This is a genomic window from Collinsella sp. LCP19S3_B7 (genome assembly GCF_052121795.1).
Taxonomy (GTDB): Bacteria; Actinomycetota; Coriobacteriia; order Coriobacteriales; family Coriobacteriaceae; genus Collinsella.
On record NZ_JBQKDO010000005.1, the window covers coordinates 60,813 to 87,805 of the forward strand.

Annotated in this window: 28 protein-coding genes and 1 riboswitch; of the genes, 17 read left to right on the forward strand and 11 right to left on the reverse strand. The window is 60.1% G+C overall.

The features are described from left to right. Positions 1-78: 78 nt before the first annotated feature. A riboswitch (TPP riboswitch) is annotated at positions 79-189 on the forward strand. A 51-nt stretch (positions 190-240) separates the two neighbouring features. Genes thiM through ACTQW0_RS03460 form a run of 3 tightly spaced genes read left to right on the forward strand, consistent with a single transcriptional unit; the run spans position 241 to position 2,117 of the window. Continuing rightward, a complete protein-coding gene (gene thiM / locus ACTQW0_RS03450; protein WP_441566957.1) occupies positions 241-1,080 on the forward strand; it encodes a hydroxyethylthiazole kinase in 840 nt (279 codons plus the stop codon). Between the two features lie 3 nt (positions 1,081-1,083). Beyond that, positions 1,084-1,425: a thiamine-binding protein gene (locus tag ACTQW0_RS03455; RefSeq protein ID WP_441566959.1), complete on the forward strand. Its 342-nt coding sequence runs from the start codon at positions 1,084-1,086 to the stop codon at positions 1,423-1,425. Then, entirely contained in the window at positions 1,422-2,117 is a 696-nt protein-coding gene (locus ACTQW0_RS03460; protein ID WP_441566961.1) for a thiamine phosphate synthase, read from the forward strand. The genes ACTQW0_RS03455 and ACTQW0_RS03460 overlap by 4 nt, the downstream gene beginning before the upstream one ends. 174 nt (positions 2,118-2,291) lie before the next feature. Here ACTQW0_RS03460 and ACTQW0_RS03465 read toward each other — a convergent pair whose 3' ends face one another. Then, on the reverse strand, positions 2,292-3,161 hold the full coding sequence (locus ACTQW0_RS03465) for a patatin-like phospholipase family protein (RefSeq protein WP_441566963.1): 870 nt from the start codon (positions 3,159-3,161) through the stop codon (positions 2,292-2,294). A gap of 258 nt (positions 3,162-3,419) precedes the next feature. Here ACTQW0_RS03465 and ACTQW0_RS03470 point away from each other — a divergent pair, with 258 nt between their 5' ends. The 5 genes from ACTQW0_RS03470 (at position 3,420) to ACTQW0_RS03490 (ending at position 7,025) form a co-directional block, all read left to right on the forward strand. Further along, on the forward strand, positions 3,420-4,043 hold the full coding sequence (locus ACTQW0_RS03470; RefSeq protein WP_427728306.1) for a flavodoxin family protein: 624 nt from the start codon (positions 3,420-3,422) through the stop codon (positions 4,041-4,043). A 184-nt stretch (positions 4,044-4,227) separates the two neighbouring features. Continuing rightward, positions 4,228-4,569, forward strand: coding sequence for an arsenate reductase family protein (locus ACTQW0_RS03475; protein WP_055252194.1), 342 nt, complete (start codon positions 4,228-4,230; stop codon positions 4,567-4,569). Positions 4,570-4,655: 86 nt separating this feature from the next. Next, complete coding sequence (locus tag ACTQW0_RS03480; protein WP_427747510.1) at positions 4,656-5,786, forward strand: GTP-binding protein; 1,131 nt, start codon at positions 4,656-4,658, stop codon at positions 5,784-5,786. A gap of 93 nt (positions 5,787-5,879) precedes the next feature. Continuing rightward, positions 5,880-6,479 carry a tRNA (cytidine(34)-2'-O)-methyltransferase gene (locus ACTQW0_RS03485; protein ID WP_441068575.1) on the forward strand — a complete coding sequence of 200 codons (600 nt, stop codon included), beginning with the start codon at positions 5,880-5,882 and terminating at the stop codon, positions 6,477-6,479. A 189-nt stretch (positions 6,480-6,668) separates the two neighbouring features. After that, positions 6,669-7,025: a winged helix-turn-helix transcriptional regulator gene (locus tag ACTQW0_RS03490; protein ID WP_441566965.1), complete on the forward strand. Its 357-nt coding sequence runs from the start codon at positions 6,669-6,671 to the stop codon at positions 7,023-7,025. Positions 7,026-7,065: 40 nt separating this feature from the next. Here the strand turns inward: ACTQW0_RS03490 and ACTQW0_RS03495 are convergent, their stop codons facing one another. The 3 genes from ACTQW0_RS03495 to ACTQW0_RS03505 form a co-directional block, all read right to left on the reverse strand. Continuing rightward, complete coding sequence (locus tag ACTQW0_RS03495) at positions 7,066-9,579, reverse strand: excinuclease ABC subunit UvrA (protein ID WP_441566967.1); 2,514 nt, start codon at positions 9,577-9,579, stop codon at positions 7,066-7,068. 93 nt (positions 9,580-9,672) lie between these two features. Beyond that, positions 9,673-10,689 (reverse strand): AAA family ATPase, encoded by a 1,017-nt coding sequence (locus ACTQW0_RS03500; RefSeq protein ID WP_441016544.1) that lies wholly within the window; start codon positions 10,687-10,689, stop codon positions 9,673-9,675. Between the two features lie 93 nt (positions 10,690-10,782). After that, a complete protein-coding gene (locus ACTQW0_RS03505; protein WP_441566969.1) occupies positions 10,783-12,786 on the reverse strand; it encodes a GTP-binding protein in 2,004 nt (667 codons plus the stop codon). A 245-nt stretch (positions 12,787-13,031) separates the two neighbouring features. Here ACTQW0_RS03505 and mscL point away from each other — a divergent pair, with 245 nt between their 5' ends. Further along, the gene (gene mscL, locus ACTQW0_RS03510) at positions 13,032-13,457 is read left to right on the forward strand and encodes a large conductance mechanosensitive channel protein MscL (RefSeq protein ID WP_154517006.1); all 426 of its coding nucleotides are present in this window, start codon (positions 13,032-13,034) and stop codon (positions 13,455-13,457) included. 118 nt (positions 13,458-13,575) lie between these two features. On the opposite strand, the gene ACTQW0_RS03515 is transcribed toward mscL, so the two are convergent. Next, on the reverse strand, positions 13,576-14,064 hold the full coding sequence (locus ACTQW0_RS03515; protein ID WP_154517003.1) for an N-acetyltransferase: 489 nt from the start codon (positions 14,062-14,064) through the stop codon (positions 13,576-13,578). 77 nt (positions 14,065-14,141) lie between these two features. Between ACTQW0_RS03515 and ACTQW0_RS03520 the strand changes: the two genes are divergently transcribed. Next, the gene (locus ACTQW0_RS03520) at positions 14,142-14,438 is read left to right on the forward strand and encodes a hypothetical protein (RefSeq protein WP_427794960.1); all 297 of its coding nucleotides are present in this window, start codon (positions 14,142-14,144) and stop codon (positions 14,436-14,438) included. A 48-nt stretch (positions 14,439-14,486) separates the two neighbouring features. Here ACTQW0_RS03520 and ACTQW0_RS03525 read toward each other — a convergent pair whose 3' ends face one another. Then, positions 14,487-15,191, reverse strand: coding sequence for a class I SAM-dependent methyltransferase (locus ACTQW0_RS03525; RefSeq protein ID WP_441541040.1), 705 nt, complete (start codon positions 15,189-15,191; stop codon positions 14,487-14,489). A 440-nt stretch (positions 15,192-15,631) separates the two neighbouring features. Here ACTQW0_RS03525 and ACTQW0_RS03530 point away from each other — a divergent pair, with 440 nt between their 5' ends. Then, positions 15,632-16,033 carry a hypothetical protein gene (locus tag ACTQW0_RS03530; protein WP_154516995.1) on the forward strand — a complete coding sequence of 134 codons (402 nt, stop codon included), beginning with the start codon at positions 15,632-15,634 and terminating at the stop codon, positions 16,031-16,033. Between the two features lie 129 nt (positions 16,034-16,162). Here ACTQW0_RS03530 and ACTQW0_RS03535 read toward each other — a convergent pair whose 3' ends face one another. Next, complete coding sequence (locus ACTQW0_RS03535) at positions 16,163-16,978, reverse strand: putative RNA methyltransferase (RefSeq protein WP_154516992.1); 816 nt, start codon at positions 16,976-16,978, stop codon at positions 16,163-16,165. 178 nt (positions 16,979-17,156) lie between these two features. Between ACTQW0_RS03535 and ACTQW0_RS03540 the strand changes: the two genes are divergently transcribed. Further along, complete coding sequence (locus ACTQW0_RS03540; RefSeq protein ID WP_427794264.1) at positions 17,157-18,539, forward strand: MATE family efflux transporter; 1,383 nt, start codon at positions 17,157-17,159, stop codon at positions 18,537-18,539. Positions 18,540-18,566: 27 nt separating this feature from the next. On the opposite strand, the gene ACTQW0_RS03545 is transcribed toward ACTQW0_RS03540, so the two are convergent. Then, the gene (locus ACTQW0_RS03545; protein ID WP_441566971.1) at positions 18,567-19,433 is read right to left on the reverse strand and encodes a LysR family transcriptional regulator; all 867 of its coding nucleotides are present in this window, start codon (positions 19,431-19,433) and stop codon (positions 18,567-18,569) included. A gap of 158 nt (positions 19,434-19,591) precedes the next feature. Here ACTQW0_RS03545 and ACTQW0_RS03550 point away from each other — a divergent pair, with 158 nt between their 5' ends. Together ACTQW0_RS03550 and ACTQW0_RS03555 are read left to right on the forward strand one after the other, a co-directional pair. Continuing rightward, a complete protein-coding gene (locus ACTQW0_RS03550; protein WP_441566973.1) occupies positions 19,592-20,494 on the forward strand; it encodes a DMT family transporter in 903 nt (300 codons plus the stop codon). Between the two features lie 88 nt (positions 20,495-20,582). Then, on the forward strand, positions 20,583-21,308 hold the full coding sequence (locus ACTQW0_RS03555) for a uracil-DNA glycosylase (protein ID WP_441566975.1): 726 nt from the start codon (positions 20,583-20,585) through the stop codon (positions 21,306-21,308). Positions 21,309-21,358: 50 nt separating this feature from the next. Here ACTQW0_RS03555 and ACTQW0_RS03560 read toward each other — a convergent pair whose 3' ends face one another. The 3 genes from ACTQW0_RS03560 to ACTQW0_RS03570 form a co-directional block, all read right to left on the reverse strand. Further along, positions 21,359-22,039: an SDR family NAD(P)-dependent oxidoreductase gene (locus ACTQW0_RS03560; RefSeq protein WP_441547113.1), complete on the reverse strand. Its 681-nt coding sequence runs from the start codon at positions 22,037-22,039 to the stop codon at positions 21,359-21,361. Between the two features lie 9 nt (positions 22,040-22,048). After that, the gene (locus tag ACTQW0_RS03565; protein ID WP_427794268.1) at positions 22,049-22,771 is read right to left on the reverse strand and encodes a VUT family protein; all 723 of its coding nucleotides are present in this window, start codon (positions 22,769-22,771) and stop codon (positions 22,049-22,051) included. A gap of 156 nt (positions 22,772-22,927) precedes the next feature. After that, a complete protein-coding gene (locus ACTQW0_RS03570) occupies positions 22,928-24,541 on the reverse strand; it encodes a peptide chain release factor 3 (RefSeq protein WP_441565403.1) in 1,614 nt (537 codons plus the stop codon). 470 nt (positions 24,542-25,011) lie between these two features. Here ACTQW0_RS03570 and ACTQW0_RS03575 point away from each other — a divergent pair, with 470 nt between their 5' ends. The 3 genes from ACTQW0_RS03575 to ACTQW0_RS03585 are packed head-to-tail and all read left to right on the forward strand — an operon-like array spanning position 25,012 to position 26,992. After that, complete coding sequence (locus ACTQW0_RS03575; protein ID WP_441566977.1) at positions 25,012-25,392, forward strand: GntR family transcriptional regulator; 381 nt, start codon at positions 25,012-25,014, stop codon at positions 25,390-25,392. A gap of 23 nt (positions 25,393-25,415) precedes the next feature. Then, positions 25,416-26,297, forward strand: a complete 882-nt coding sequence (locus ACTQW0_RS03580; protein ID WP_441547914.1) for an ABC transporter ATP-binding protein — start codon at positions 25,416-25,418, stop codon at positions 26,295-26,297. Further along, positions 26,294-26,992 carry an ABC-2 transporter permease gene (locus ACTQW0_RS03585; protein ID WP_441538533.1) on the forward strand — a complete coding sequence of 233 codons (699 nt, stop codon included), beginning with the start codon at positions 26,294-26,296 and terminating at the stop codon, positions 26,990-26,992. The genes ACTQW0_RS03580 and ACTQW0_RS03585 overlap by 4 nt, the downstream gene beginning before the upstream one ends. Position 26,993: the final 1 nt, after the last annotated feature.

Genomic DNA, 26,993 nt, shown 5'->3' on the forward strand with positions numbered 1-26,993 from the left:
AAAATGCAACGCCCCAGTTGCCACCTACCAAAATAAACCTGTCCCTTTTTGGCAGGTGCGCTAGTATAGGGAACAACAGATTCGATGCGGGAGTGCCGGCGGTGCAAACCACAAGGCTGAGAGGGCATGGGGCCCAATCCTTTGAACCTGTCAGTTAATGCTGGCGTAGGGAGCATGCCGCCTTTACAGGGGCGCTGTCTATGCACAGCGCCCCTTTTCTATGCCAAGGAGGCATGTGCAGTGATTGATTCGAAACAGCTTAAACAAAATGTGGTCAAGGCCGTGGAGGAGATTCGCGCCACCAACCCGATGGCCGGCTCCATCACCAACACGGTGACGATCGACTTTGTCGCCAACGCGCAGCTCGCCGTAGGCGGTTCGGCCGCCATGGTCTATCTGCCCGACGAGGGCGAGGCGCTCGTTGCCGGCGGCGGCGCCATCTATCTCAACATGGGCACGCTCTTCCCCATCTACGAGCAGACGATTCCCCGTGCGGCCAAAGCGGCGCACGACGCCGGCAAACCCTGGGTGCTCGATCCGGTGGGCCTGGGCATCGGTAGCCTGCGCACCCAGCTGGTAAACGAGCTCAAGCAGTACAAGCCCGCCATCGTGCGCGGCAACGCCTCCGAGATCATCGCGCTCGCCGGCCTGTGGGGTCTTGAAGGCGAGGCGGCTGACCTGAGCCGCGTGCGCGGTGTCGATGCCACCGATACGGTCGACGCCGCCCGCGGCGCTGCCGTGGCGCTCGCCCGCTACACCGGCGGCGCCGTAGTGGTCTCGGGCGAAGTCGACCTGATTACCGACGGCACGACCGTGGCCAAGTCCCACGGCGGCAGCCCGCTCATGTCCAAGATTACCGGCTGTGGCTGCTCGCAGGGCGGCGTCCTGGCCGTGTACGCTTGCGCCGCCGATCCGTTTACGGCAGCCATCTGCGGTACCGCTGTCTACAACGTTGCCGGCACGCGTGCCGCCGCTGTCGCTGATGCCCCGGCAAGCTTTAAGGTCGCCTTTATCGACGAACTCTACCGCGCGACCGCTCAGGATATTGCGAATAACCACCTCGAGCTCGAGGAGGCATAAGCCATGTCCGAACCCGCAACCGCTGCCGACATGAACACGCTCGTCGCCGTAGCCATCGCCCCGTGCGGCACAGGCGACGAGCTGTCCGCCGAGGTCGCCGAGGTCGTGCGCGTCATTCGCGAGAGCGGCCTTCCCAACCGCACCACCTCGATGTTCACCGAGATCGAGGGCGACTGGGACGAGGTCATGCAGGTCGTACGCGACGCAACCTTTGTGTTGGCAAGCAAGGGCATCCGCACCGAAGTCGTGCTCAAAGCCGATATTCGACCCGGTTTTACCGACACCATGACCGGAAAACTCGAGCGCTTGGAAGCGCAAATCAAAAAGCAGGAGGAAGCACGATGAGCATCCGCGACAACCTTGATATCTCGGCCTATCTGGTACTCGGCCCCGAAAACACGCTGGGACGTCCCGTGGGCGATGTGGTAGCGCAGGCGCTCGATGCCGGCTTTACCTGCATCCAGGTGCGCTCCAAGGTGGCAAGTGCCCGCGAGATCATCGCGCTGACGGGCGACGCCGCGCAGGCTATCGCTCGCGCCGGCAAGACCGGCAAGGTCGCCCTGCTTATCGACGACCGTCTGGACTGCGTACTCGCCGCACGCGAACAGGGTATCTCCGTCGACGGCGTGCATGTGGGCCAGAGCGATATTCCCGTCGAGGTCTGTCGCAAGCTTCTGGGCCCCGATGCCATCGTGGGCCTTTCGGCCCGTTGCGAGGAAATGCTCGAGTACGTCAAGACCGCCGACATGAGCCTAGTCGACTACCTGGGCATCGGCCCGCTCCACGAGACCGAGACCAAGCGCGACTGTGGACGCGCGGCAGATGGCTCCATCATCACCAAGAGCTTTGAGGACCTGGCCGCGCTCCATGCGGCAAGCCCCGTTCCCATCGTGGTCGGCGGCGGCGTCAAAAAAGCCGATCTGCCGAAGCTCAAGGCCACCGGCGTCGAGGGCTTCTTTGTGGTGAGCGCCGTCTGCAGCGCTGACGACCCCCACGCCGCAGCCAAGGAGCTTGTCGACACCTGGCAGCAGGCATAGGCATAGGCCGAGCAGCTGATTCGCAGCCTCATATCTTCAATAGCGGAAAGCGCATCCCAGTTTGGACCTCCATTCTGGGATGCGTTTTCCGCATGCGACTCCATTGGGAAACTGCATCCCATTCCAGACGCAAATTCTGGGACGCAGTTTCCGCCGAGGGCTCTGCAGTTTGCCCTACTCTGCCAGATATGCTTCCAACGCCGACAAGGTCGCGGCCGCATCACGACGACCGACCTGGTAGATGCGCTCGAGCTCCTCTGGCTCGCGACACAGCGATGGCACCTTCACCGATTCGCTCGGACGCACCACGAAAACCTCGCCGCTGGCCTCGCGACGCGCCAGGTCGTCGAGTGCAGCGTTATATACCTCGTGCCGGCGTTCAAGCGCCTCGACAAACTTCGGATAGTGGCGGAACACACGTCGCAGCATGGGCATCAAACCGTTCGGCTGCTTTACAAAGCCTGCCGGCTGCGTCAGCACCACGATGTTGCGGTCATACCCCTGTTCGAATAACCACGCACTGGGAATGGAATCGGCCACGCCGCCATCCAGATATCGATGTCCGTCAATCCGAACGGGTTTGGTCGCCACGGGAATCGCCGACGATGCCCGAATCCACTCGATATCGCGCTCATCGCCATACGGCAGGTCGTGATAGACGGCCTCACCCGTCTCGATATCGGTGCACACACACGTAAACCGCATAGGACAGGCACGATACGCCTCTAAGTCGATAGGATCGCGCTCAAGCGGCACCTCATGATAGGCAAAATCGGCATTGAACATGTCACCGGTTCGCAACCAGCTTGTCACGCTCGCATAGCGCTTGTCGGCGCAATAGGCCTTGTTATACCGAATGGCGCGACCGATCTGGCGTGACTTAAAATTGTACCCAAACGCCGCACCCGCCGAGACACCCACCATATGGTCACAAGTTAAGCCGTGCTCCATCCAGACATCGAGTACGCCCGCCGTATACATACCGCGGTAGCCGCCTCCCTCGAGCGCAAGCCCCACTGTGTGTGATGTCTCCGGCTGTGCCATACAACCATCTCCGTTCCCATGCTTTTGAACTCAACAAGTATATCTTTCAACGTATGCCGTCAAAAACGTGTTTATAAGCATTTATCGAACGTTTCCCAATGCATTCCCCATGCCGTACCGCAATGCCCCTAGATGGCCTTAGGCATGAACGCCCTTAAGAACGTTGCGGGATAAACATCGCCCGCACCATGCCAACGTCATCGCACGCAACGTGAGATAATTCTCAGCAGAAGTCACCGACAGCAGAGGGAGTTTGTGATGAAGGTTCTTTTGGTCAATGGCAGTCCCAAGGCAAACGGCAACACCGCCCGCGCACTCGCCGAAGTCGCCGAGCAGCTCAATGCCGAAGGCATTGATACCGAGGTGTTTCAGCTGGGCGCCAAGCCCATTCGCGATTGTATCGGTTGCGGCCAGTGCGGCAAGCTTGGCGGTCGCTGCACCTTTGACGACGACGTGGTGAACGAGCTCATCGCTGCCGCTGAGCAGGCAGACGGCTTTGTCTTTGGCTCACCCGTCTACTATGCGCACCCCAGCGGACGCATCCTTTCGGCCCTCGATCGCGCCTTCTATGCGGGCGGGCACGCCTTTGCGCACAAACCCGGCGCCGCGGTCGCTGTCGCCCGTCGCGGTGGCACGTCGACCACCTTCGATGTGCTCAACAAGTACTTCACCATTAACCAGATGCCCGTGGTCGCCTCCACGTACTGGAACAACGTCTTTGGTCGCGTGCCCGGCGACGCCGATGGGGATGCCGAGGGCCTTGCCACCATGCGCAACATCGGCAAGAACATGGCCTGGCTCCTGCAATGTATCGAAGCAGGACAGGCCGCCGGCATCAGCGCGCCCGAAGCCGATCGCGAGCGCACCAACTTCATTCGATAAGTCCAGCGGTGGTCACCTCGATGTTCTATCAATGTCAGCGAAAAGCCAGCTGATGAGGCAAGGTGCCTTGAAAGAGGAGGGCGCTGGGCTGTTGCCCGCGCCCGACGATTGAAAGGCAGATTGCCCATCAGATGGCTTTGCAGCGTCGAGGTGACCGCCGTTCGTTAGAACGGCGGAACATGCTATGAACGTGCAAATCTTCGGCACCAAAAAGTCCTTCGATACCAAGAAGGCCCAGCGCTATTTTAAGGAGCGCCGCATTAAGGTGCAGTTTATTGACCTTAAGGAAAAGGAGATGAGCAAAGGCGAGCTCACGAGCGTGATGCAGGCGGTCGGCGGCATCGACAAGCTGCTCAACCCCAAAGCCAAGGACGAGGAGACACTCGCACTTATCCAGCACCTCACTCCCAGCCAGCGCTTTGATAAGCTGCTCGAGAATCAGCAGGTACTGGCCGAGCCCATCGTGCGCAACGGCAAAAAGGCCACCGTCGGTTATTGCCCCGATGTATGGGGAGCCTGGGAGTAGCCTGTGTTATTTGCCGGCGCGTGGGTATAAGAGCAGGCGTTTGGCATAAGATTCAGCTGTAAGCCATATCTAACAAAGGAGGGCACATGCCCAACAAGCCCGTGAAGATCATCATGCTTACCGGATACCTCGGTGCCGGCAAGACCACGCTGCTCAACCATATCCTCGCCAACGACGGCGGCATCCGCGCCGCCGTGATCGTCAACGATATCGGCGAGATCAACGTCGACGCCAGCCTTATCGCCGACGGTGGCCTTTCCGAGACCGACGACCTCATCCCGCTCACCAACGGCTGCATCTGCTGCACGCTTTCGGACGACCTGGCCAACCAGCTGCAGGGCATTGCCGATTCGGGCAATTTCGACTACATCATCATCGAGGCCTCCGGTATTTGCGAGCCTATCCCCATCGCCTACACCATCTCGAGCTTCTGCGACGAGGCCAAAGTAGGCGGCGAACCCAAGCTCGCGCTCGACAACATCGTTGCCGTGGTCGACTGCGCCCGCATGTACGACGAGTTCAACGGCGGTCGCGACCTGCTGGCCGAGGATATCGACGAGGACGACATCGAGAGCCTGCTCATCCAGCAGATCGAGTTTTGCTCCACGCTGATCCTCAACAAGACCGATACCGTGAGCCCTGAGCAGATCGCCGAGCTCAAGGCCATCGTGCGCAGTCTGCAGAAGGACGCCGTGATTGTCGAGGCTCAAAACGGCGAGGTCCCCATGGAGGAGCTGCTCGATACCGATCGCTTCGACTTTATGCGCGCCTACAACTCCGCCGCCTGGATCGAGGCCATGGAGCATCCCGAGGAGCACGACGACCCCGAGGTGCTCGAGTACGACATCGAGACCTTTGTGTACTCGCGCCGTAAGCCGTTTGACCTGCAGAAGTTCACCGATTTTGTTGAGCAGGAGTGGCCCGACGAGGTCATTCGCGTCAAGGGTCCGCTGTGGCAGACCGGCGATCCGGACATGTGCTACATGTTCGAGCAGGCCGGCCGCCAGATGCGCCTGATGGAGAACGGCCTGTTTGTCGACTCGGCGCCCGAGGGCGAAAAGCAGAAGATCATCGACGAGAACCCCGAGATCATGCAGATTTGGGACGACGAGACGGGCGACCGCATGACGAGCCTGTGCATCATCGGCCGTCACATGGACAAGGATGCGCTCATCGCCGCCCTTGATGCCTGCCTGACCGACTGGCACCGCGCTTAGGTTATCCAAGTGGGCGTTTTCCGCCCACGTAACCATCAAACCACCACGAAGGTACCCTTCGTGGTGGTTTTTCGTTCTATGCCAAGGAGATTCATGTTCAATATCGTGCTGTATGCGCCCGAGATTCCGGCCAATACGGGTAATATCGGCCGTACCTGCGTGGTCACCGGCGCCCGCCTGCATCTGGTGGAGCCACTGGGCTTTTCGCTCGACGATAAAACGGTGCGTCGCGCCGGCCTGGGCTACTGGCAAAACTTGGACGTGACGACCTATGCCAGCTGGGAGGATTTCCTTGCGCGCAATGACCTTTCCCCCGCCGACGACCGCTTGCATCTGCTGACCAAAAAGGCACGCCGAACCTATGCGCAAAGCACTTACCGTGACGGCGACTATTTGGTCTTTGGCAGCGAAAGCTCGGGGATTCCCGAAGGGCTGCTCGCCGCAGCGCCCGAGCGCTGCGAGCGCATCCCCATGCTGCGCGATTGTGACTCACTCGACAACGCCGAGGCCTGGGAAGCCCACGAGGAATCGCTCGGACATACCGAGGACGGCCATGAGGCCATCCTTCGGCAGGATATCTGCGGCAACTTCGTCAATCCGGACGACTACCGCATCAGCGCACTCAACCTCTCCAACAGCGCCGCCATCGTCCTCTACGAAGCCCTGCGCCAGACAGGCTTTCCGGGAATGTGACAAAGGGACCGTCCCTTTGTCACATTCAAGCGCTACGCCGATGGCACACACGCCTAATTGACGCTCTTGATAAAGAGCCCTTACTTTTAATCAGAATTAACTAAAGTAAAATGAAGTTAAACGGCGGTGTGAAAGGATGCTGAGGGAATCGATAGAGCCGTTCGCTCGATCTCTGGTTTTCCCTTCCTATTGCAACTCGTAGGCTACCGTGCCTGGGATCTCACAAGCGATTCGAAGGAAATCTCGTCACGCGACTTTGACCTGGGAATCAAAATCGAGCGCGACGAGATGGACGACCGAATCCTCGCGGCAACCTATCGGGAACTCACGGCAGAGGACAAGCGATTCCTCATCGCCATGCTCGATGACGAGGAAGAATCCACCACCGCTGACCTTGTCGAGCGCCTTAAGCGTTCGCCGCAGCAGGTCTCCCGCTACCGACGCCGCATGATAGATGCCGGCATCATTGGAGAACGCGGGCGCGGAGTCGTCGCTTTTGAATTGCCATTCTTCCGCGACTATCTCGCCGCTCAATGCGTGAAATAGGCATCAATGAGGCAAAGGGACTGTCCCTTTGTCACATTGTCTATAGGTAGCGGCCGGTAATGCTCTTGGAGCAAGCAGCGATTTCCGCCGGAGTGCCGGCGCAGACGACTTGCCCGCCCGCATCGCCACCGCCCGGCCCCATGTCGATCACATAATCGGCATTGCGGATAAGGTCGAGATCGTGCTCGATCACGATAACCGTGGCGCCCTTGGCGACGAGGCCGTCAAACACGTTCAGCAGCACCTGAACATCGAGCGGATGCAGGCCGATCGTGGGCTCGTCGAATACAAATACGGCATCGTCCTGCACGCGGCCCATCTCGCTCGCAAGCTTTAAACGCTGCGCCTCGCCGCCCGAAAGCGCCGGCGTGGGCTCACCGAGTGTAAGATAGCCCAAGCCCAGGTCGTGCAAGGTCAGCAAGCGCGCCTGAACCTTCTTGAGCCCCACCGTGGCGTCGAGAGCCTCGTCCACGCTCATCTCCATGAGCTGCGGCAACGTAAGCTTGCTCCCGTCCTTGCCCTCGCGATGGATATGCGAAGCCGTGTCTGCATAACGCGAGCCTCGACATGCTGGGCAGACGATCTCGACGTCGGGCAAAAATTGCACGTCGAGCGATATCGAGCCCGTGCCATCGCATGTAGGGCAGCGCAAGGCGCCAGTGTTGTAGCTAAAGGCACCCGCCTTGTAGCCGGCTGCCTTGGCCTCGGGCGTACGGGCGAAAGCGCGACGCAGCTCATCATGGATGTCGGCATAGGTCGCTACCGTCGAGCGCACGTTGGCGCCGATAGGTGTAGCGTCAATCAGGTTTGCGCGTGCGATACCCTCAGCGTCGACCCAGCGCACATGGCTTGGCACGCGCTCGCCAGCTGCCTGGGCCTTAAGCGCCGGGATGAGTGTCTCGAGCACCAACGTCGTCTTACCCGAACCCGAAACGCCCGTCACCGCGACAAGGCGACCGCGCGGTATATCGACTTCGAGCGGCTTGACGGTATGGATGGCATCGGTTGCCATGCGGATGTGGCCCTGATCGAACATTTCGTCGTCAGTCACCTGCGGGCGCATACGCTTGGGGTCTGCGCGCAAAAACGGGGCGATGCGGCTGCCCTGTGATTGTTCGACCTCGTCCACCGTGCCAGCGGCAATCACATTGCCGCCGCCAGCTCCGGCAACGGGGCCCATCTCGACCAGATAGTCGGCTTCCGCCAGTACGCGCGTATCGTGGTCGACAACAACCACGGTGTTGCCGTCATCCACCAGATCGCGCATCACGCCCACCAAGCCATCAACATTGGCAGGATGCAAGCCAATCGAAGGCTCGTCCAACACATAGAGCACGCCCGTCGATCGGTTGCGCACCACGCGGGCGAGCTGCACGCGCTGACGCTCGCCCGTGGAGAGCGTGGCACCGGCGCGATCGAGCGAAAGGTAGTCGAGACCCAGATCGACCAGGCGACGGGCCGCGCTCAAAAACGAATCGCAGATATCCATCGCCATGGGCCGCATCTCGGGCGGCAAGGATGCGGGCACCCCGTGCACCCACTCAACCGCATCACCAAGCGTCATGGCCGCGGCCTGCGCCAGATTGATACCGCGCACCTGGGGCTGGCGCGCAGCCTCGGAGAGGCGCGTGCCGCCACAGTCACGACATGGCCCCTCGCGCAAAAAGCGCGCCACACGTTTTAAGCCCTTATCGTCCTTAACCTTGGCGAGCGCGTTCTCGACGGTATAGACGGCATTGTAATAGGTGAAGTCGAGCGGCGTAGCGCCCTCGCCGTTTTTGGGAACGTAGAGAATGTGCTTCTTAACCGCCGGACCGTGAAACACAATGTCGCGCTCTTGAGGCGTGAGCTGGTTAAACGGCACGTCGGTACGCACACCCATCTCGCCTGCCACCTGCTTCATCAGATCCCACATGAGCGTGCCCCAAGGAAGCACCGCGCCTTCGTTGATGGTCTTGGACTCGTCGGGCACCAGGCTCGCCTCGTCCACCTCGCGCATGACACCGGTGCCGCCGCAGGTGGGACACGCGCCGCCGGTGTTAAAGGCAAGGTCCTCGGCACCCGGCGCGTAGAACTCACGGCCGCACTCGGGGCACGTGAGCGACAGGCCCGCGGCCACGTTAAGGCTCGGCTCCACGCGCGCCCCGCAGTGCGGACACACGTGATGGGCGCAACGGCTAAAGAGCAGACGCAGGCTATTGTTGAGCTCGGTCATGGTACCAAAGGTCGAGCGCACACCCGGCACGCTGGGGCGCTGATGCAATGCGAGCGCCGCCGGTACGTGCAGCACCTCGTCCACCTGGGCATGTTCGGCCTGTGTCAGACGGCGGCGGGTATAGGTGCTAAGCGCCTCCAGGTAGCGACGCGAGCCCTCGGCGTAAAGAACGCCCAGTGCCAGCGAACTCTTGCCCGAACCCGATACGCCAGCAATACCCACGAGCTTTCCCAGCGGAATATCGATATCGATGTCCTTGAGGTTGTGCACACGCGCGCCACGTACCTCTATAGCCTGCGGGCTCATCTTCTGCTCCGTCACCTTTATCACCCTACTCATGCCATAAAACGCGGTCGCGGATGCACTCGCCCAGCATGGGCACGGTAAACCGGACGAGACCGTATCCGGCAGCCTCGATGACGCGCTCGCGAATCAGGCTTGCGCGATATTTGCTCGCTCAGCTTTGGGTGGGTCGCAGCGCTCAATGATGGCCGCCATGCGCGTCGGCTTGCCCCCATCAGCCGCCATGACCTCGGTAAAGAGGCGCTGCGGACTGCGCAACCCGTAATACAAGGGAGCGTCCACTGCTTCATAGAACTCGGAGATGGCATCCGCGTAGCCAGCCTCGACATCGCACACTTCAATGACCCGCGAGTCACGCCGGACAGCAGACCTCCACATGTAATATCCCACCAGCTGAACCATATAGGGATGCCCCATGCTCTTGTGCGCCGCAAGGTCCGCCGTCTCCGCATCAACGAAAAGACCAGTGCCTTTGACCGTCTGGATATATGAATCGCGCACTTTGGGCAAAGAAATCGCACCCAGCGTACGCTGCTGGGCGCGGCGCAAAAACGTTACGATCGGCTCTTCGAGCAAGTCATCAACCATGCTGGGCAAGCCGGCAAAAACCAGCGCAAGACCGTGCTGGTCTCTATCGGGCAAGCCCGTAGCATCCTGGTCTCCGAGCACCTGCTGATAGAGAACGGCCAGCGCCGCCAGCTCCTCGATAGATGCCGATTGGGCCTCGTCAATCGCAAACAGTAAGCCCTTTCCCGGCCCGAGTTTCTCGAGGCGTTCGTTGACTAACCCGCGCAACGTCTCGCCTTTTGCCCGCGCCGCCTCGACCGACATCCGGCCAAGTGACGGCCCGAACTCCATTGACGTCGCAACCGACATATTCGAGCGAAGCGCATCGGCCAGGCGGTCGCATAGGCCAAGCGAGGCGGAATCAGAGACAACCGCCCATCCGCGCTCGCTAGCTAAACGCTGCAGCTCCCGCAAGAGAACCGTTTTGCCATAGCCGCGGTTTCCCGTAATGAGCATGAGCCTGCCCGGAGCTCCGGCGCCGTTATCGAGCCCTTCCTCGAAATCTTCGATGACCGACTCGCGGCCGATGAGTATCGGAGGCCGCTTACCAGCCGTGGGCTTAAAGGGATTTGGATTCATGTCGGCCTCCTCGGATTGGCAAACCCTGGTAACAGTTATACCAACTTATACCGAGTTATACCAACAGGATGCGACAAAGAGACTGACCCTCCATCACCTATGGCCGAAAAACTCGACGTCCGCCGCTCGCCAGGGGCGGAAGGTGGCGGGATCGACCTTTACGTGCGCCGCGGCGGGCACGTCGTACCATTTGACCGTGTAGCCGGCGCCGTGAGAGCAAAAGACCGAGTCGGGCGTGTTGGGTAGATCGGCCTCGGGCTCATAGGCGGCCGTCTCGATGACGCGCTCGGCATCATGGCATGCCGCATAACCGGCAAACTCCAGGTACAGATGCCCGCGACCGCTCGTGTAAGCGGCCACCTCCAGCGCATAATCCTGCACCTCAGATGCCGGCACGCGACCCACAAGCTTTGCCCGTTCGCCCGCCATCGTCGGCGGCTCGTAGTCGGCTCCCATACGCGTGGCGTCTGACAACGCCCTGCCCACACACTCCCCCGGCACCTCGAGCTCAAAGCGATACCACGGCTCCAACAGCACCGCCGCGCCGGCCTCACGCGCCTGCATGAGCCCCTGGCGAATCGCGCGGTACGTGGCCTGGCGAAAGTCGCCGCCCTCGGTGTGTTTGGCATGCGCGCGGCCGCCCGTGAGCGTAATGCGCACATCGGTGATGGGCGAGCCGGTCAGCACGCCCAGGTGATCTCGCTCCATGGCGTTTGTAAGCGCCAGGCGTTGCCAGTTAAGATCGAGCTCGTCGGTCGAAGTCACGGTGCCAAACTGCACGCCCGAACCCGCTGGCAACGGCTCCAGGCTCAGATGCACCTCGGCATAGTGGCGCAGTGGCTCAAAGTGGCCCACGCCCTCGACCGGCTGCGAAATAGTCTCCTTATAGAGAATGCCGCCGGGCTCAAACGAAATCGAAAGGCCAAAGCGATCGGCCAACACCCGCTGCACGACCTCGAGTTGCACGGCGCCCATCAGCTGCAGGTGAATCTGCTCCAGATGAGTATTCCAGCTTACGCCGAGCATGGGGTCTTCGTCCGCCAACTCAGTCAGCGCTTTAAACACCGCATGGACATCGTGTTCGCCCGGAAGCACCGTATAGGTGAGGACCGGAGCGATGACGGGCGCATCACACATGGGCTCCGCACCCAAGGCGTCCCCTGGGCGAACGTGCGCAAGACCCGTCACGGCACAAATACCGCCAGCAGCAACTTCTTGGGCAAGCTCATACTTTTCGCCGTTATAGATGCGCACCTGATCGACCTTCTGCTCCCATACCTCGGCACCGGAACGTCCGCTGATCATCTGTTTTGCACACAGCGTGCCGCCGGTCACTTTAACCCATGCCAAGCGCTCGCCGCGATCCCCGCGGCTGACACGATAGACGCGCGCGGCAAACTCCGGAAGCCATATCTGTTCGCGCATCAGCACGCATATGCCATCCAGCAGCTCGCTCACGCCCTGGTCCTTGAGCGCCGAGCCGGCAAAGCAGGGAAAGAGCTTGCGCTCGGCAACCATGCGCGACAGCGTTGCGACGGAAAGCTCGCCTGCCTCAAGAAACTCCTCGAGCGCCGCCTCGTCCAACGCAGCAGCGTCCTCCTGAACGGCGCCGCTCTCCAGCAGTTCGTTGGCATCCAGGCAGCCTTCGGAAAGACGCCGCCCAAGTTGTGCCAGCAAAACATCGCGGCCGGGATTCTCCAAATCGATTTTGTTGATATAGATGAACGTCGGAATGTCATAGCGTGCAAGCAGGCGCCACAGGGTTTCGGTGTGCCCCTGCACGCCGTCGTTGGCGCCCACAACTAAAATCGCGTAGTCGAGTGCGCGCAGCGTGCGCTCCGCCTCGGCAGAAAAATCGACATGCCCCGGTGCATCCACGAGCATGACGCGGGTATCACCGTGGTCGAGCACGGCCTGCGACGAGAAAATCGTAATGCCGCGCTCGCGCTCGATCGCGTTAGTGTCCAGATGCGAATCGCCATCGTCCACACGGCCGCGTTTACGAATGCGACCCGCATTGAACAGCATGGCCTCGGCCAGCGTGGTCTTGCCAGCATCGACATGCGCCAAGATTCCAACGACCGCTTGCTTCGACATGGCTCTCCTCTTATTGCAAGCCCGTCGCACGCGGAAACGGGCGCTCTCGTTCCACACTGGATGATACAATTTACGGGCCGGCGGGCGAAGCGGGCCCTATCCCCCGACCGAGCTCATCGCCCCGCGTTGCCGTGCGGCGATTTTCGTAGGTTCGCGCCTTGCGAAAGCCGGCACCTCCCCTTTTTGCCTGCCCGAGCTCATCCGGGGCGGCAACAACGCGAACCCCACAACAGCGAGGAGTCACCATGAAGACATTGCTCAACGAGTTCAAGGAATTCATCAATCGCGGCAACGTGATGGACATGGCCGTCGGCGTGATTATCGGCGGCGCATTCACCGCCATCGTGACCTCACTTACCGATAACATCATCAACCCGCTTATCTCCGTGATTGCCGGCGGTAGCGCTACCGAGATCTCGGGGCTGGTGGTGCCGGGCACTAATATCGACTTTGGCGCCTTTATCGGCTCGTGCATCAATTTTTTGATTGTGGCGGCAATCGTCTTTGCCATCGTCAAGGCATTCAACAAGGCGCAGGAAATCGGCGACAGGCTCGCCGGTGCCACCGCCGAGGAAGCCGCACCGGCGCCCGTCTGTCCGTATTGCCTGGAAGAGGTGCACGAAGGCGCGACCAAGTGTTGCCACTGCGGAAGCGAGCTGCCCCGAGCGTAGGTGCCTTAGAGCCGACAGCGAGCGACATCTACCACCTTGCAAAACAGCGCAGCGATCAAAAATGGCCCCACCCGGGGCCATTTTCGCTTACATGGAGCGTAGATACGCGCCCCCGCTCTTATGCCTCGCGCAGCCAGTCAAACGCAACACGCGGCGTGCCGTCCGACACATACACGACGCCGGCACGCTCAAACCCCGCTTTAATACTCGCGCCCTGCATGGGCAGGTTGTCCCGATGCGTATCGATACGCAGATGGTCGGCACGCTCTTTGGCAAAGGCGAACATCGCAGCCGCGATACCGTGCACGGTGCCGTCGGACGCCACACGGTGCAGCACGGCGTACGGAGTGTCGCTACGCCATTGCCCGTCCTCAATTACGTCATAGCACTCGTCCGGGCCCGGTAAAAAGGCAAACGTCGCCACCACGCGGCCGTCGACTTCGAACACATAGCTACCACCGGCAGCGATATCGGCAGCCAGCTGCTCGGCAGAAGGCGTGCCCTCGGGCCACTGCGTGGCGTTGCCATGCGCGCGCATAAAGGCACGGGCCGCGTCATAGATAGCCATGACGGCGGGAATGTCGGTATCGAGGGTTTTTCTGATCATCACGCGGCGACCTCACGTTTATTGGTATCACTTTGATTGAGCAATGATACCAGCGTTTGAAGAGGGGCGAGAAGCAGATGGGAAGCAAAAAGCGAGCCGCCTGGTCAAAGGCCAAAAGCGAGTTTTTGGGCGCTGCCACCGGTGGCGCTATGAGCGACCTGTTTGCGCGCGAGGACGAGCGCCGCGACACCCTGAACGCCGAGCGCGATGAAGCCTGGCGCTACAAGTCGTGCGAGCGCAAAAACCGTTACGGCACACGCGCCGAGGCCGAGGCCGTTATGGCCGACTGCGAAAGCCGCGGGCGGCGTGGTTTGGCCTGCTACAAATGCGAATACTGCGGCGGCTGGCACCTGACGTCGCACCCTTGGAAATAGGCCCCGCATCGGCACGGCACTGACGGAGCGCCAACCATCGCCCGCAAGCTACGGGCGCGGCGGCACCAAAACATCGTAACGAACGGCCTTGCCCGCAAGTTGATAGCTCGGCTTAACGCCGGCAAGCAGCGGCCCCTTCACCGGCCGCTTGATAACGACCTTGCGCGGGCGCACCGCAAGCGCAGCTTCGACCAGCGTCTCCTCATCGGCACACGGCTGTTCCAGATGATGCAAGAGTTGAAACTTCTTTTTAACCGCCGCGCTCTTTGTGCGCTCGGGAAACATGGGGTCCAAATACACCACGTCGGGAGCGGTGAGCTCGCCCTGCCCGATCAACTCAGTTATATGGTGAAGGCCGGCAATGCTGTCCTCGCCCGCATGTAAGCGCATGCGGGCCACGGCAGTCGCAAGCGCTGGATCATCTGCCGCGCGATCCAAGGCATCCTTGAGGAGCGCCGCGATCACGCAATCCTGCTCATACAGATCGACGGTAAAGCCCGCAGCCGCCAGCAGCAGCGAATCCTCGCCAAAGCCTGCCGTGGCATCAATCGCCCATGGGCACTCGACGCCTTTTGCGCGCGCAGCCTTTACCAACAGCTCTTGCTGCAGACGGCCCTGTTTGAGCCGTGGCAGCATGCGGACAAAATCGGCACGCAACTCCATCGTGCCGTCGGTGAGCGTGAGGCCCGCGGACTTCCCGGTCAGCTCAAGCCCCGCGGCCCGAGCAACAGAAAAGGGATCGACGACGCCCATGGGTACTCCTTAACAAGCAAAATGAATACGTGAGCGCCGTTTATGCCAGCACCCAACCGTCCGCTATTGTCCCACATGCGACATGGCCCACAGCATCCCAATGCAAAGCACCGCCATCAATCCCGTGCACACGGCAGCGATCACAGAATCGCCCATGCGCCTTCCCAACGACCGCGGCTCATGCACTCGCCCTGCTCCGTACATCATGGCTCCTCCTTAAGAACAGCTCCTTGTTACGGTCTCATCATCGCAGCGCCGCACATGAGCTGCCATCGATTTGGCTTACGTCTAGCTTTCCTTTTTGAAAGGTCGGATTGGGCTGCGCGGGCTCAAAGCGCTTTCAGGCGCACGCATCGCTGCGTTGAACTACAATGTGCTTCACCATATGTGCAACACATGGGCTACGCCAGATCGGCGTACTCGTATCGAAAGGACCAGCCATGAGCTCCGCTCGCAAGACTCTCAAAATCCTTGCCCTCGTCTACTTTGTTTTGGGCATCGCCAGCCTCGTCATCGCCGGCATCGGTATCGCCAGGGGCAGCCTCGATTCCACGTACGGGTCGAACGCCATGCTCGCCGCGGTCGTGCTTGTCGTCAAGGGCATTGTCGATCTTTCCGCAGGTGTTGCGGGCATCAAGGGCGCCAACAAGCCCTCGCAGGTGGATAGCGCGTTTAAGCTCGGCATCGTTGCCGCAATCGCCACGATTGCGCAGGCCGTGCTCACGCTTCCCGCACTCGGCGGCAGCGCCGTCAATATCGGTGCCTTTGTCATCGTGGTCTACGACCTGTTCTTTGTTCAGCAGGCGCACGCCGTTAAGGCCGAGAACAAGGACCGCCTGTAGGCACTCGCTTCTCATAACCCCTGCAGCCAAGCAACTAACATGGGCCGATCGCGCAGTAACGCGGTCGGCCCTTTACATTTGCCCAGATAAAACCTGCCAAAATAAACCTGTCCCTTTTTGGCAGGTTGGTTAGCTGTGGCGGTACTCGGCAATGATGAAGTCGATGTCGGTTTTAAGGGTGTCCAGGTTTGCCAGGCGCTCTTTGTCGGTAGGGCGTGTGCGGTAGTAGTACGGCGTCATCTGGAACACCGCCTCGATGTCGGCCTGGGTCTGGAGCGTAATATTCGCGGACACCCGCTGTGTGCCGACCAGTTTAAGCTCCATCGTCTTCGGAAGCTTTTCGTCGTTGAGGTACGGCGTGTCGTAGAGCACCTCCTTGAGCCCAAAGAGATGACGGGCACCCGGCACCACGGTGTAGAGCGAACCCTCCGGCGCCAACACGCGGGCAAACTCGCGCTCGTTAAAGGGAGCAAAGAGCTCGGTCACCATATCGAAGGCACCATCGGCCACTGGGATGTCTTTCATGTTGGCCACAAAATAGGTCGCATCGCCGCGCTTGGCGGCCAGGCGTACCATTTCTTTGCCCAGGTCAAAGCCATAAGCGTCCACGCCCGGCACCGCGCCCATGGCGCTGGTGTAGTAACCCTCACCGCAGCAAATATCGAGCAGCGTCATGGGACCGCCTGTAGACGCAGCACGCCCAGAAACCCGTTTGCGCACCAGCTCGACCATTGCATCGCGCAGCGGCGCATAGTAGCCACGGTTCAAAAAGTCACGACGGCTGCGTGCCTGCGACTTGGGATCGCCCATGGAGTCGCCGCTCTTGGACGAACGTAGCAGATATAGATAACCCTCGCGCGCACGGTCAAACCGGTGTCCGCCCGCGCATGCAGCACCGCGCTCGTCGTCCACCAACGGCTCATGGCAAACGGGGCACAACAACATGGCAACTCCTTAGCGCGAACAACACAACGTATACCATTGTCGCACGCCTTCCCCACCTAGTCATTGGGGACGTTCTTGAATGACTAGTCGTTTAAGAACGCCCCCAATGACTAGGTGATTAGGAGTATCATCGTCTGCGCAAATAAGCACGAAATAGCACGTTAGAGATTGAGAGCGTATGGCTGATACCGCATCTAAGCACATCGACATGACCACCGGCTCACTGTGGCGCAATATCCCCCTGTTCGCCTTGCCCGTGGCCGCCACGAGCATCTTGGAGCAGCTGTCAAACCTCATCGCCACGGTCATTATCGGTAACTTCTCGGGCGACCAGGGAACCCTCGCCATGGCGGCAGTCGGCTCCAATGTTCCGCTTACCAGCCTTATGCTCAACCTGTTTATTGGCATGTCGCTTGGCTCCAACGTGGTCATCGCCAACGCTATCGGCCGCAACGATCAGAATATGGTCAAACGCGCCGTCCATACCTCGATTTTAATGGCGCTCGTGGGCTTTGTCGTCATCGCTCTGGGCGAGATCTTTGCCGAGCCCATGCTCGCCGCGCTCAACGTTCCCGCCGAGACCATGCCGCTCGCTTCGCTCTATCTACGCGTCTTTTTGCTCAGCATGCCCTCAATCTTGCTCTACAACTTTGAGGCCGCGATCTTCCGCTCCGTCGGCATCACCCGCATGCCGCTGCAAGCGCTTGCCGTGTCCACCGTCCTCAACATTGGCCTGGACCTCATCTTTGTCCCCGTACTCCACTGGGGCGTCGCGGGTGTCGCCATCGCCACCGTCATCGCCTACACCGTCAGCGCCGCTACACTCTTTATCCGCCTGCTCAAGACCGACTCCGTCGTCCGCGTCACCCCGCGCGACCTTGCTATCGACCCCGTCGCCCTCAAGCGCATCGTCAAGATCGGCCTGCCCGCCGGCATCCAAAGCGCCGTCTTTGCCGTCGCCAACATCATCATCCAGTCCGCCATCAACAGCCTGGGCACCGAGGTCATGGCGGCCTCGAGCGCCGCCATGAGCCTGGAGTACGTGTGCTACAACCTACTCAACAGCTTTAGCCAGGCTTGCACCACCTTTGTGGGGCAAAACCACGGTGCCCGCCAGATCGACCGCTGCACCAAGACCCTTAAGGTCTGCCTGGTCGAAGGCGGTATCGTCGCGCTCACCACGATTATTGTTATTGTCGGTCTGGGGCGCGAGATCTTGTCGTTGTTCAACAGCGATCCCAACATCGTCTCGATCGGCTATATCCGCGTGTGCTCGATCTTCCCTGCGTATGCCTTTAGCATGTTCTACGAGAACATGTCCGGCTACCTGCGCGGCTTTGGTATCTCGCTCATACCCGCCCTTATCACCATGATCTGCGTCTGCGGCATCCGCTTCTATTGGGTATTCTGCGTGTTCCCGCACTTCCGCACCTTTGCGAACATCATGATGGTCTACCCCATCAGCCTGGGCACCACGGCGTTCTTTATGGTCGTGGCGGTACTACTCTGCCACCCGACACGCACCTATCGCGCCACCCAAGCCAAAGCGACAGCCTGCTAAACACCGCACTCAACGCCACGCCAGTCATTAATTGACAATATGCGAGCTCATATAGTCGATAAAGCGCCTCGTGGCGATAGGCATGGTGTCCCAGCTGCGCCAGGCCGCCACTACGTCGCGCAAGGGGGCGTGCACGATGGGACGTACGCGAATATCGGCCTGCATGCCCTCAACGGTACGGCGATACAGCATGCTCACGCCCAGGCCCTCCTCCACCATCGCCATAATAGTGTAGTCGTCGGTGACCTCGCTCGTCACGTGCGGCGACAGGCCATGCGCCGCGAATGCATCGAGCACCAGGCTCTGTTCGCCCTCATCCAGCAGCACAAACGGCTCGGAAGCCAGGTCGGCGAGCGTCACTTTTTCCTTTGCCGCCAGCGGATGCGCGACAGGCAACAGTGCCACCAACTCGTCGTGATAGACCACGCGCTTCTCGAGCCCTGCGGTAAACCCACGTGCCGTAAAGCAAAAATCCACTACGCCGTCGTGCACCCATTGGGCGTTGCGCGTGTAGTCGCCCTGCTTGAGGGTAAAGCGTACGCCCGGGTGCAGCGCCCCAAAGTCGCGGATCACGCGCGGTAACACGGTTCGACTCACGTTGGTAAACGTCGCGATGCGAATATCGGACGACGAAAGCCCCAGCAGCTCCTGGCGCTTGCCCTCGAGCTCAGCCTCGGCAGTCACAATCTGGCGCAGATACGGCAGATATTGTTTACCGTCGCGCGTAAGCGAAACGCCCTGCTTACCGCGCTCGATAAGCGTGGTACCCAGCTCGCGCTCGAGTGCCTTGACGGCCTGGCTCACCGCACTTTGCGTATAGCCCAGCTCGTCCGCCGCGCGTTTCAGGCTGCCGCAATCGACCACCATACAAACAATCTGATACCGCGACGCCATCGTGCCTCCACAACAATGCAGCCGTAAAACGTTTTGCCAGTGCTTTTCCTAATGACATTAGCATTTCTTAATCATACTGAAGATACATTCGCTTTACTACATCCAAATCTGGGAGCAGAATCCTTGTTACGAAACCGTTCTGCAACAAAAGGAGTCCCATGGATCGCAAAAAAGCAATCGCGCTCTCATTTTCCGTTCCCGTCGCATGGGGCTTTTCGTATCCCCTCATGAAGATCGGCATGGACAGCATGAACGCCACGAGTATCGTCGCGCTACGCTGCATCATCGCTTTTGTGGCCTGCCTGCTGCTCTTCCACAAGCGCGCGTTGCGCATTAACCGCGACCTTATGGTCCGTGCCGCCATCATCGGCGCCATCATGGCAACCGAGCTCACCTGCATGTGCCTGGGCTCCAGCCTCACCTCTGCCTCCACTGCCGGCTTTTTGCAGAGCCTGACGGTCGTGATCGTGCCGTTTGCCAACGCCGCCCTTCTGCACCGCGCCCCCGAGCGCAAAGTGCTCGTCGGCACCGCCATCGTCACCTGCGGTATGTTGCTGCTCTCGGGCGCCGACTTCACCAGCCTGAACCCGGGCGCGCTCATCATGCTGCTCTCCGCCTTTGTCTATGCCGGCCACATTATCGTGGCCAAGCGCTTTGTCGAAGAAGTCGATCCGCTTGCTCTGGGCGTTTGGCAGCTGGGCTTCGGCGGCTTATTCTCGGGCATCGCCGCATTCACCTTTGGCGGTTTCACACTCCCCGGCACGCCGGGCGAGGTCGTGGTCGTCGTCGCACTCGCACTCATCTGCTCTGCCTACGGCTTTATCACCCAGACGCTCGTGCAGCCCCACGTGCCCGCCGAGACCACCGGCTTTGCCTTCTCGCTCGAGCCAGTCTGCTCCGCCGTCTTTTCGTTCTTCCTAGTCGGCGAGGTCCTGAGCCCCATCGCCTTCCTGGGTGCAGCTCTCATCCTCACCGGCGTCATGGCGGCAACCGTCGAGCTTCCGCACCTCCGCGCACATGGACGCGCTCATATGGCAGGAGTGCCCGAGCACGTCTCGTAGACCCCGCTCTTCATACAGCCGCGGCATAAAGGCAACCGGTGCGCCTTTACAATAGATGCCAACATAGCATCTGCCATAAAGGAGCTCCATGGACACCGCAACTCGCGACCGCAACATAGCAACTTGGTTGGGCGATGCGCCGCAGCCGGTACGTGACACTACGAACCAGCTGCTCGAGCGCATCGCCCTTTTGCGTGCCGAGCAGACCATCTACCCGGCACAAGACGACATCCTCAATGCCCTCGCCTACACGCCGGCCGACCAGGTCAAAGTTGTCATCTTGGGCCAAGATCCTTATCACGGACCCAACCAGGCCATGGGGTTATCGTTCTCGGTCCCCGCGACGCAAATCAAGTTGCCGCCAAGCCTGCGCAACATCTATAAGGAACTCAAAGCCGATCTGAGTTGTCCCATTCCCGCCACGGGAGATCTGACGCCATGGGCACAACAGGGCGTCCTGCTCCTCAACACTACGCTTACCGTGCGCGAGCATGCCGCGAACTCACACGCCAAGCTGGGCTGGAGTACGCTCACCGACTACGTTATCGAACGCTGCTGCCAGCTACCCCAACCGGTAGTCTTTTTGGCATGGGGCCGCTTTGCCCAGCAGATGGTTGAGGGCAAGCTCGCCGCAATCGACGCGGGCAAAACAACCGGCAAGTTCTGCCTTGCCTCCACGCACCCCTCGCCGCTTTCGGCCAACCGTGCCACGGCAGAACTCCCCGCTTTTATGGGGTCGCGACCCTTCTCGGCAGCCAATCGGCTACTCGAACAGCACGGCTCGACCCCCGTCAACTGGACTTGTCTCGGCTAAAAATCGATACATCAAAAATACGCCCGACGGCTTTCCATCGGGCGCGTTTCCTATTCGGGCCAAATAAATTGTGTGCGGCCGGCCTCGCCACCATCAATGAGCAGGCTCTGCCCGGTCATAAACCGGTTGGTCACGCCCACAAAGTAGATCCACTCGGCGATCTCTTGGGCGGTTGCCCAGCGTTTAAGCGGTGTAAGCTCCATAATCTGGTTCCACAGGTGTTCGTCTTCCATCACGCAACGGTTGAGCGGCGTGATAACGCCACCCGGGTCCACACTGTTGGCGATGGCCTGCGGTGCCAGGCGGTTTGCAAGGTTCTTGGTGTAGGCGATAACGCCGCCCTTGCTGGCAGCATAGGCGGGAAACTCCGATCCCGTATGCCCACTCGCCGACCCCACATTGACCACGGATTTGATAGCGGGCGCCGGCTTGGCGACAAGCCCCTCCCCCACAAAAGCGTAGCGCTCGGTCACGTTGATGGTGCCACGCAGGTTGGCGGCGATATCGTCGACCGAATCCTGCGTACCCGCAACGTTCACGATCACTTGGGGTTCAAGGTCGCCTGGAAACGAGTCAGGCTCGCGTACATCAACGACCAGATGGCGGTAGCGTTCGTGTTCGATCGCCGCCGGCAGCAGATCAAAGCCCACTACCTCGTGGCCCTCATCCAAAAAGCGCCGCACGCACGCTGCTCCGATACCGCCCGAAGCGCCCGTAATCAAAACCCGCATACTTGCTCCTTAGGCGGTTGCGTGACGCTCAAGGTACTCGGCGCCCACATTCTCACGCTCCCAGCCGCGCACGACCTTGTAGCCCACGGGGCTCAGGAAGACCTCGCACAGCAGCTCGGCAACAGCGCCGGTCAGCGAGCACATAAGGACCTGCACCCAGGTCCAACCAAAGAACGTGTGGCTCACCACAATGGCAAAGACCAGGTTGTCGATAAACTGGCCAACACCCGTGGACACATAGGAGCGGAAGGCGAAGCTCGCGAAGTTATTCTTTTTGAGCATACGGCCGAGCGACTGGTTGAGCGTGGAGTTAACCACGGCAGAAGCGAGCATTGCCAGCGAAGAGCCCAGCACCACGTACCAGGTGCCGCCGATAGTGGCGTTAAGGGCGGTGTTGACCTCGATCATGCCCGTGTCGTAGTAGGCGCCCCACATACCGGGTGTGAGCGAGCACGCCCAAAAGCACAGGCTCACGGCAAGGTTGACCGCCAGCGCGAGGATAGAGATTTTGATGGATGCCTTGGCGCCAAAGCGCTTGCAGATCATGTCCTGGCACAAAAACGAGACCCAGCTCACCACAAAGCCGCAATCGAGTGCCAGATACGGCAGGCTGATGAGCTCTTTGTTGGCCAGCAGGTTCATCATGATAACGCTCACGAAAAACAGCGAAACCGTTGCCGCGGGAATGCTCCGCAACAGGACCTTGTAGTCCTCCATGACCTTCTTGATCATTATGTACTCCTTTGGTTTTAGGTTTAACGAGCAGGATATCGGACCCGAACTGCTCGGACGCCCCGGTCTTGAGACGACGGTGGGCATGATAGCCGCTCACGCGGCATCAGGCAAGCAGGAAGCGCGACAGCCCCGCAGGGCCACCGCGCCGATGCGTTAAAAGGCTACGTTGCCAAACTCCGACAGGATAAGGTCGGGGTTGTGGTCGGTTGCCCAATCCACGTTCCACGGGCTCGTGAACAGCAACAGCTTGCCACCGCGCATGTCCTCGACGCGCAGCGTGTCGCGCGTGAGCGAAAGGCCCGGGATATCGATGGTGTCGGGGTCGTTCTGGATCCAGCGAATGTCCGTATAGGGCAGCGGCTGGCGACGAACCTCAACACGGTACTCGGCCTTGAGGCGGCGCTCGAGTACCTCAAACTGTAGCACGCCGACCACGCCCACGATGACGCTCTCCATGCCGGCACCAAGCTCGCGGAAGATCTGGATGGCGCCCTCCTGGGCAAGCTCCTCCATGCCCTTGACGAACTGCTTGCGCTTGAGCGTGTCGACCTGCGTAATGCGAGCGAACATCTCGGGGGCGAACGTCGGAATCTGCGGATACTGCACATGGCGCTTGCCGGAGCACACGGTGTCGCCGACGCTAAAGATACCCGGATCGAACAGGCCCACGATATCGCCCGCGTACGCCTCGTCCACGATGGCGCGGTCGTCGGCCATCATCGACGTGCCCGTGGCAAGCTTAAGCTTGCGGTTGCCCTGCACGTGGAAGGCATCCATGCCGCGCTCGAACTTACCCGAGCAAATGCGCACAAAGGCGATGCGGTCGCGGTGGTTCTTGTCCATGTTGGCCTGGATCTTAAACACAAAGCCGCTAAAGTCGTCGCGGCAGGGGTCGACCGGTTCACTGGTAAGCGTATCGGTATAGGCACGCGGCGTCGGGGCCAGACGCAGGAACTCCTTAAGGAAGGGTTCCACGCCAAAGTTGGTAAGCGCCGAGCCAAAGAACGCCGGGCTCAGCTTGCCGCAGGCCACGGCATCCAAGTCGAGCTCGTCGCCGGCACCATCGAGCAACTCGATGTCGTCCATCAGGTTCTTATGGTTCTCCTCGCCGATGAGCTCATCCATGGAAGAATCGCCCAGCTCGGCCTCGACCTCGGCGACCTTCTTGGTGGCGTTGGCGTGACCGTCGCCCTCAAAGGCAATGACGCGACGGGTCTGACGATCGAACACGCCGCGGAAATTGCGGCCGCTGCCGATCGGCCAGTTCATGGGATACGTATTGATGCCCAGGACATTCTCGATCTCTTCCATGAGCTCAAACGGATCGCGAGCCTCGTGGTCGAGCTTGTTCACAAAGGTGAAGATGGGAATGTGGCGCAGCGTACAGACCTTAAAGAGCTTCTTGGTCTGGGCCTCGACGCCCTTGGCGCCGTCGATGACCATGACTGCGGCGTCAGCGGCCATAAGGGTACGGTAGGTATCCTCCGAAAAGTCCTGGTGACCGGGGGTATCGAGGATGTTGACGCAGGCGCCGTTATAAGTGAACTGCAGCACCGAGGAGGTGACGGAAATGCCGCGCTCCTTCTCGATGTCCATCCAGTCCGAGACGGCATGCTTGGCCGAGCTCTTGCCCTTGACCGAACCGGCGGTCTGGATGCTGCCGGTATAGAGCAGCAGCTTCTCGGTAAGCGTGGTCTTACCGGCATCCGGGTGGCTGATGATCGCGAATGTGCGGCGCGACGAGATTTCATCCGACAGGCTTGCCATGCGGATCCTTTCTTGCATTGAGTGCATTACGTCGTTGTAACCGCACTATTGTAGCCGCGAAATTCCGCTCTAGGGCGCCTATCAGGACAAATTCATCAGTTGGGGCCTGTGTAGCAGTCGATGACGGCACTCCGCAGCAGTTTGTCTCGATCTGTAACATCTAGACGGTTTTTGAACCTCTACCTGTTACAGATTTAGACAAACAGGTGGGCGTCCCAGAAAGATCTCGATCTGTAACATCTAGCAGCCAAAAACTTCTCCAGTTGTTACAGATTGAGACAACCAGGTGGGGCCCACCAGCAAAATCTCAATCTGTAACAGGAGCCGTCCAAATCGGTTCCAGATGTTACAGATTGAGATGAATGAACGAGCGGACAATCCCTATTTACCTCTTGCATAACTGTGCATAGTGTATATATACTGTGCTTACCGGTTATATACACGTGTAGCCCAACAGCTAAGGAGCCGCTGTGGACATCATCCTATCCAATTCGAGCGACAAGCCCATCTACGAGCAGATAACCTCGCAAGTCAAAGCTCAGATCTTATCGGGCACGCTCGCTGCGGGAGCCAAACTCCCCAGCATCCGTGCACTCGCGAGCGACCTAGGTGTGAGCGTCATCACCACCAAGCGCGCCTACGCCGACCTAGAGCAACTCGGGTTTATCTGCACCGTGCAGGGCAAGGGCTGTTTTGTCGCCGAGGGCAACCAGGAGCTCTTGCGCGAAAACCAGCTATGCCATATCGAAGACCTGCTTGCGAAAGCGGCGAGCCAAGCCGAAGCCTTGGGCGTCACGCGCGACAAACTGCACGAAATGCTCGACCTGGTAGCCCCCGAAAACATGCAGTAGCCATCTGCAAGAAAGGCTATACCATGCAAAACTTGCTTGAACTCAAAGGCATCTCACGCGCTGTAAGCGACCGCTTTTCACTACGCGATGTCACGCTCGCCGTGGAGCCCGGCCAGATTGTTGGCTTTGTGGGCGCAAACGGCGCCGGCAAGACAACGACCATTCGCGCCGCGCTCGGGCTTATAAAGCTCGATGCCGGCGAGGTGCACCTGTTTGGGCAGCACTGCGGCGCCGACGCGCCCGGTGAAGCGCAGCGTTGTCTGCGCACTCGTGTCGGCCTCGTGCTGGACACATGCCCCTTCCCTTCCACACTCAAGGTGACCGAAGTTGAGGCACTCGTAAGCCCGGCGTACCCCACCTGGAGCCACGACACCTTCGCCAGCCTCATCGACCGATTTGGCTTGGATCCCAAGGCGAAGGTCAAGAACCTCTCCCGCGGCATGGGCATGAAGCTGCAGCTTGCCTGTGCGCTCAGTCACAAGGCCAAGCTGCTCGTTTTGGACGAAGCCACCGCGGGCCTTGATCCCATGGCACGCGAGGAGCTGCTCGATGAGCTGCTTGCCTTTGTCGCCGACGGCCAGCGCAGCGTGCTGCTCTCGAGCCACATTACGTCCGACCTCGATCGCGCTGCCGACCGCATCATTTGCATCGATAACGGCTCGATTGTGTTTGACCTGCCGCGCGAGGACATTACCGACCGCGCCGGCATCGCCCACTGTACCCAAGCGCAGGCCGCCGAGCTTATGGCTTGCGTCGAAGGCGCCCGTGCCGCCCACCACGCTTATAGCGTGGACGTGCTCGTGCCCAACCGTCGCGAAACGCTCGAGGCCTTCCCCGAGATTCCCTGCGATCGGGCAACCATTGACGATTATCTACGCCTCACGCTGAAAGGGGCTTCGAAATGAAACGCGCCTTTATGTCCGAGCTCGCCATCGTTCGCACGCTTGTCCCAAGCATAGCGGGCGTCGGCCTGTTCATATTCGTTGTGCTGACCCTCGCCAACACGTCAGGTGGCGACTCCGGCATGAGTGCCGGCGCCTGCGCGCTCAGCGCCATGTCGCCTATCATGGTCATGAGCTCGCTGGCAGGCTTCGACAATCAAAACGGATGGGAGCGCTATAGGGCAACGCTGCCCCTCACGCGCAAAGACATCATCTGCGCACGCTACCTGAGCATCGTTGTCTTCTCGGCCGTCATGACGTGCGCCGCCACGCTTTTGAGTATCGTCGCCATCCCGCTCTTCAACAGCGCGGGCATTCCTTCGACCGGACAGACGGTCTTTGAAATCGCAATCGCCTCGGCAGCATCGATGCTCATCTCCCTCATGATGGTGTTTTTGGCGCAGCCGCTGTTCTTTCGATTTGGACACATGGAGGCGCTGCGCCTATCCGTTGGCCTGTTTGCCCTGCTCGGATGCCTTGCCATGGCCACGTTGAGTTCCTCCAACCCCATCAGCAACTGGCTTATGTCGATTGCCGGGGCGAATCCCGATCCCGCCGTTCTTGGCTGTCTGTGCGCAGGAACTGCAGTACTGGCGCTCGCACTATGTGTAATCAGCTGCGCTGTCAGCACCAAGGTTTATCGAGTACGCGATCTGTAAT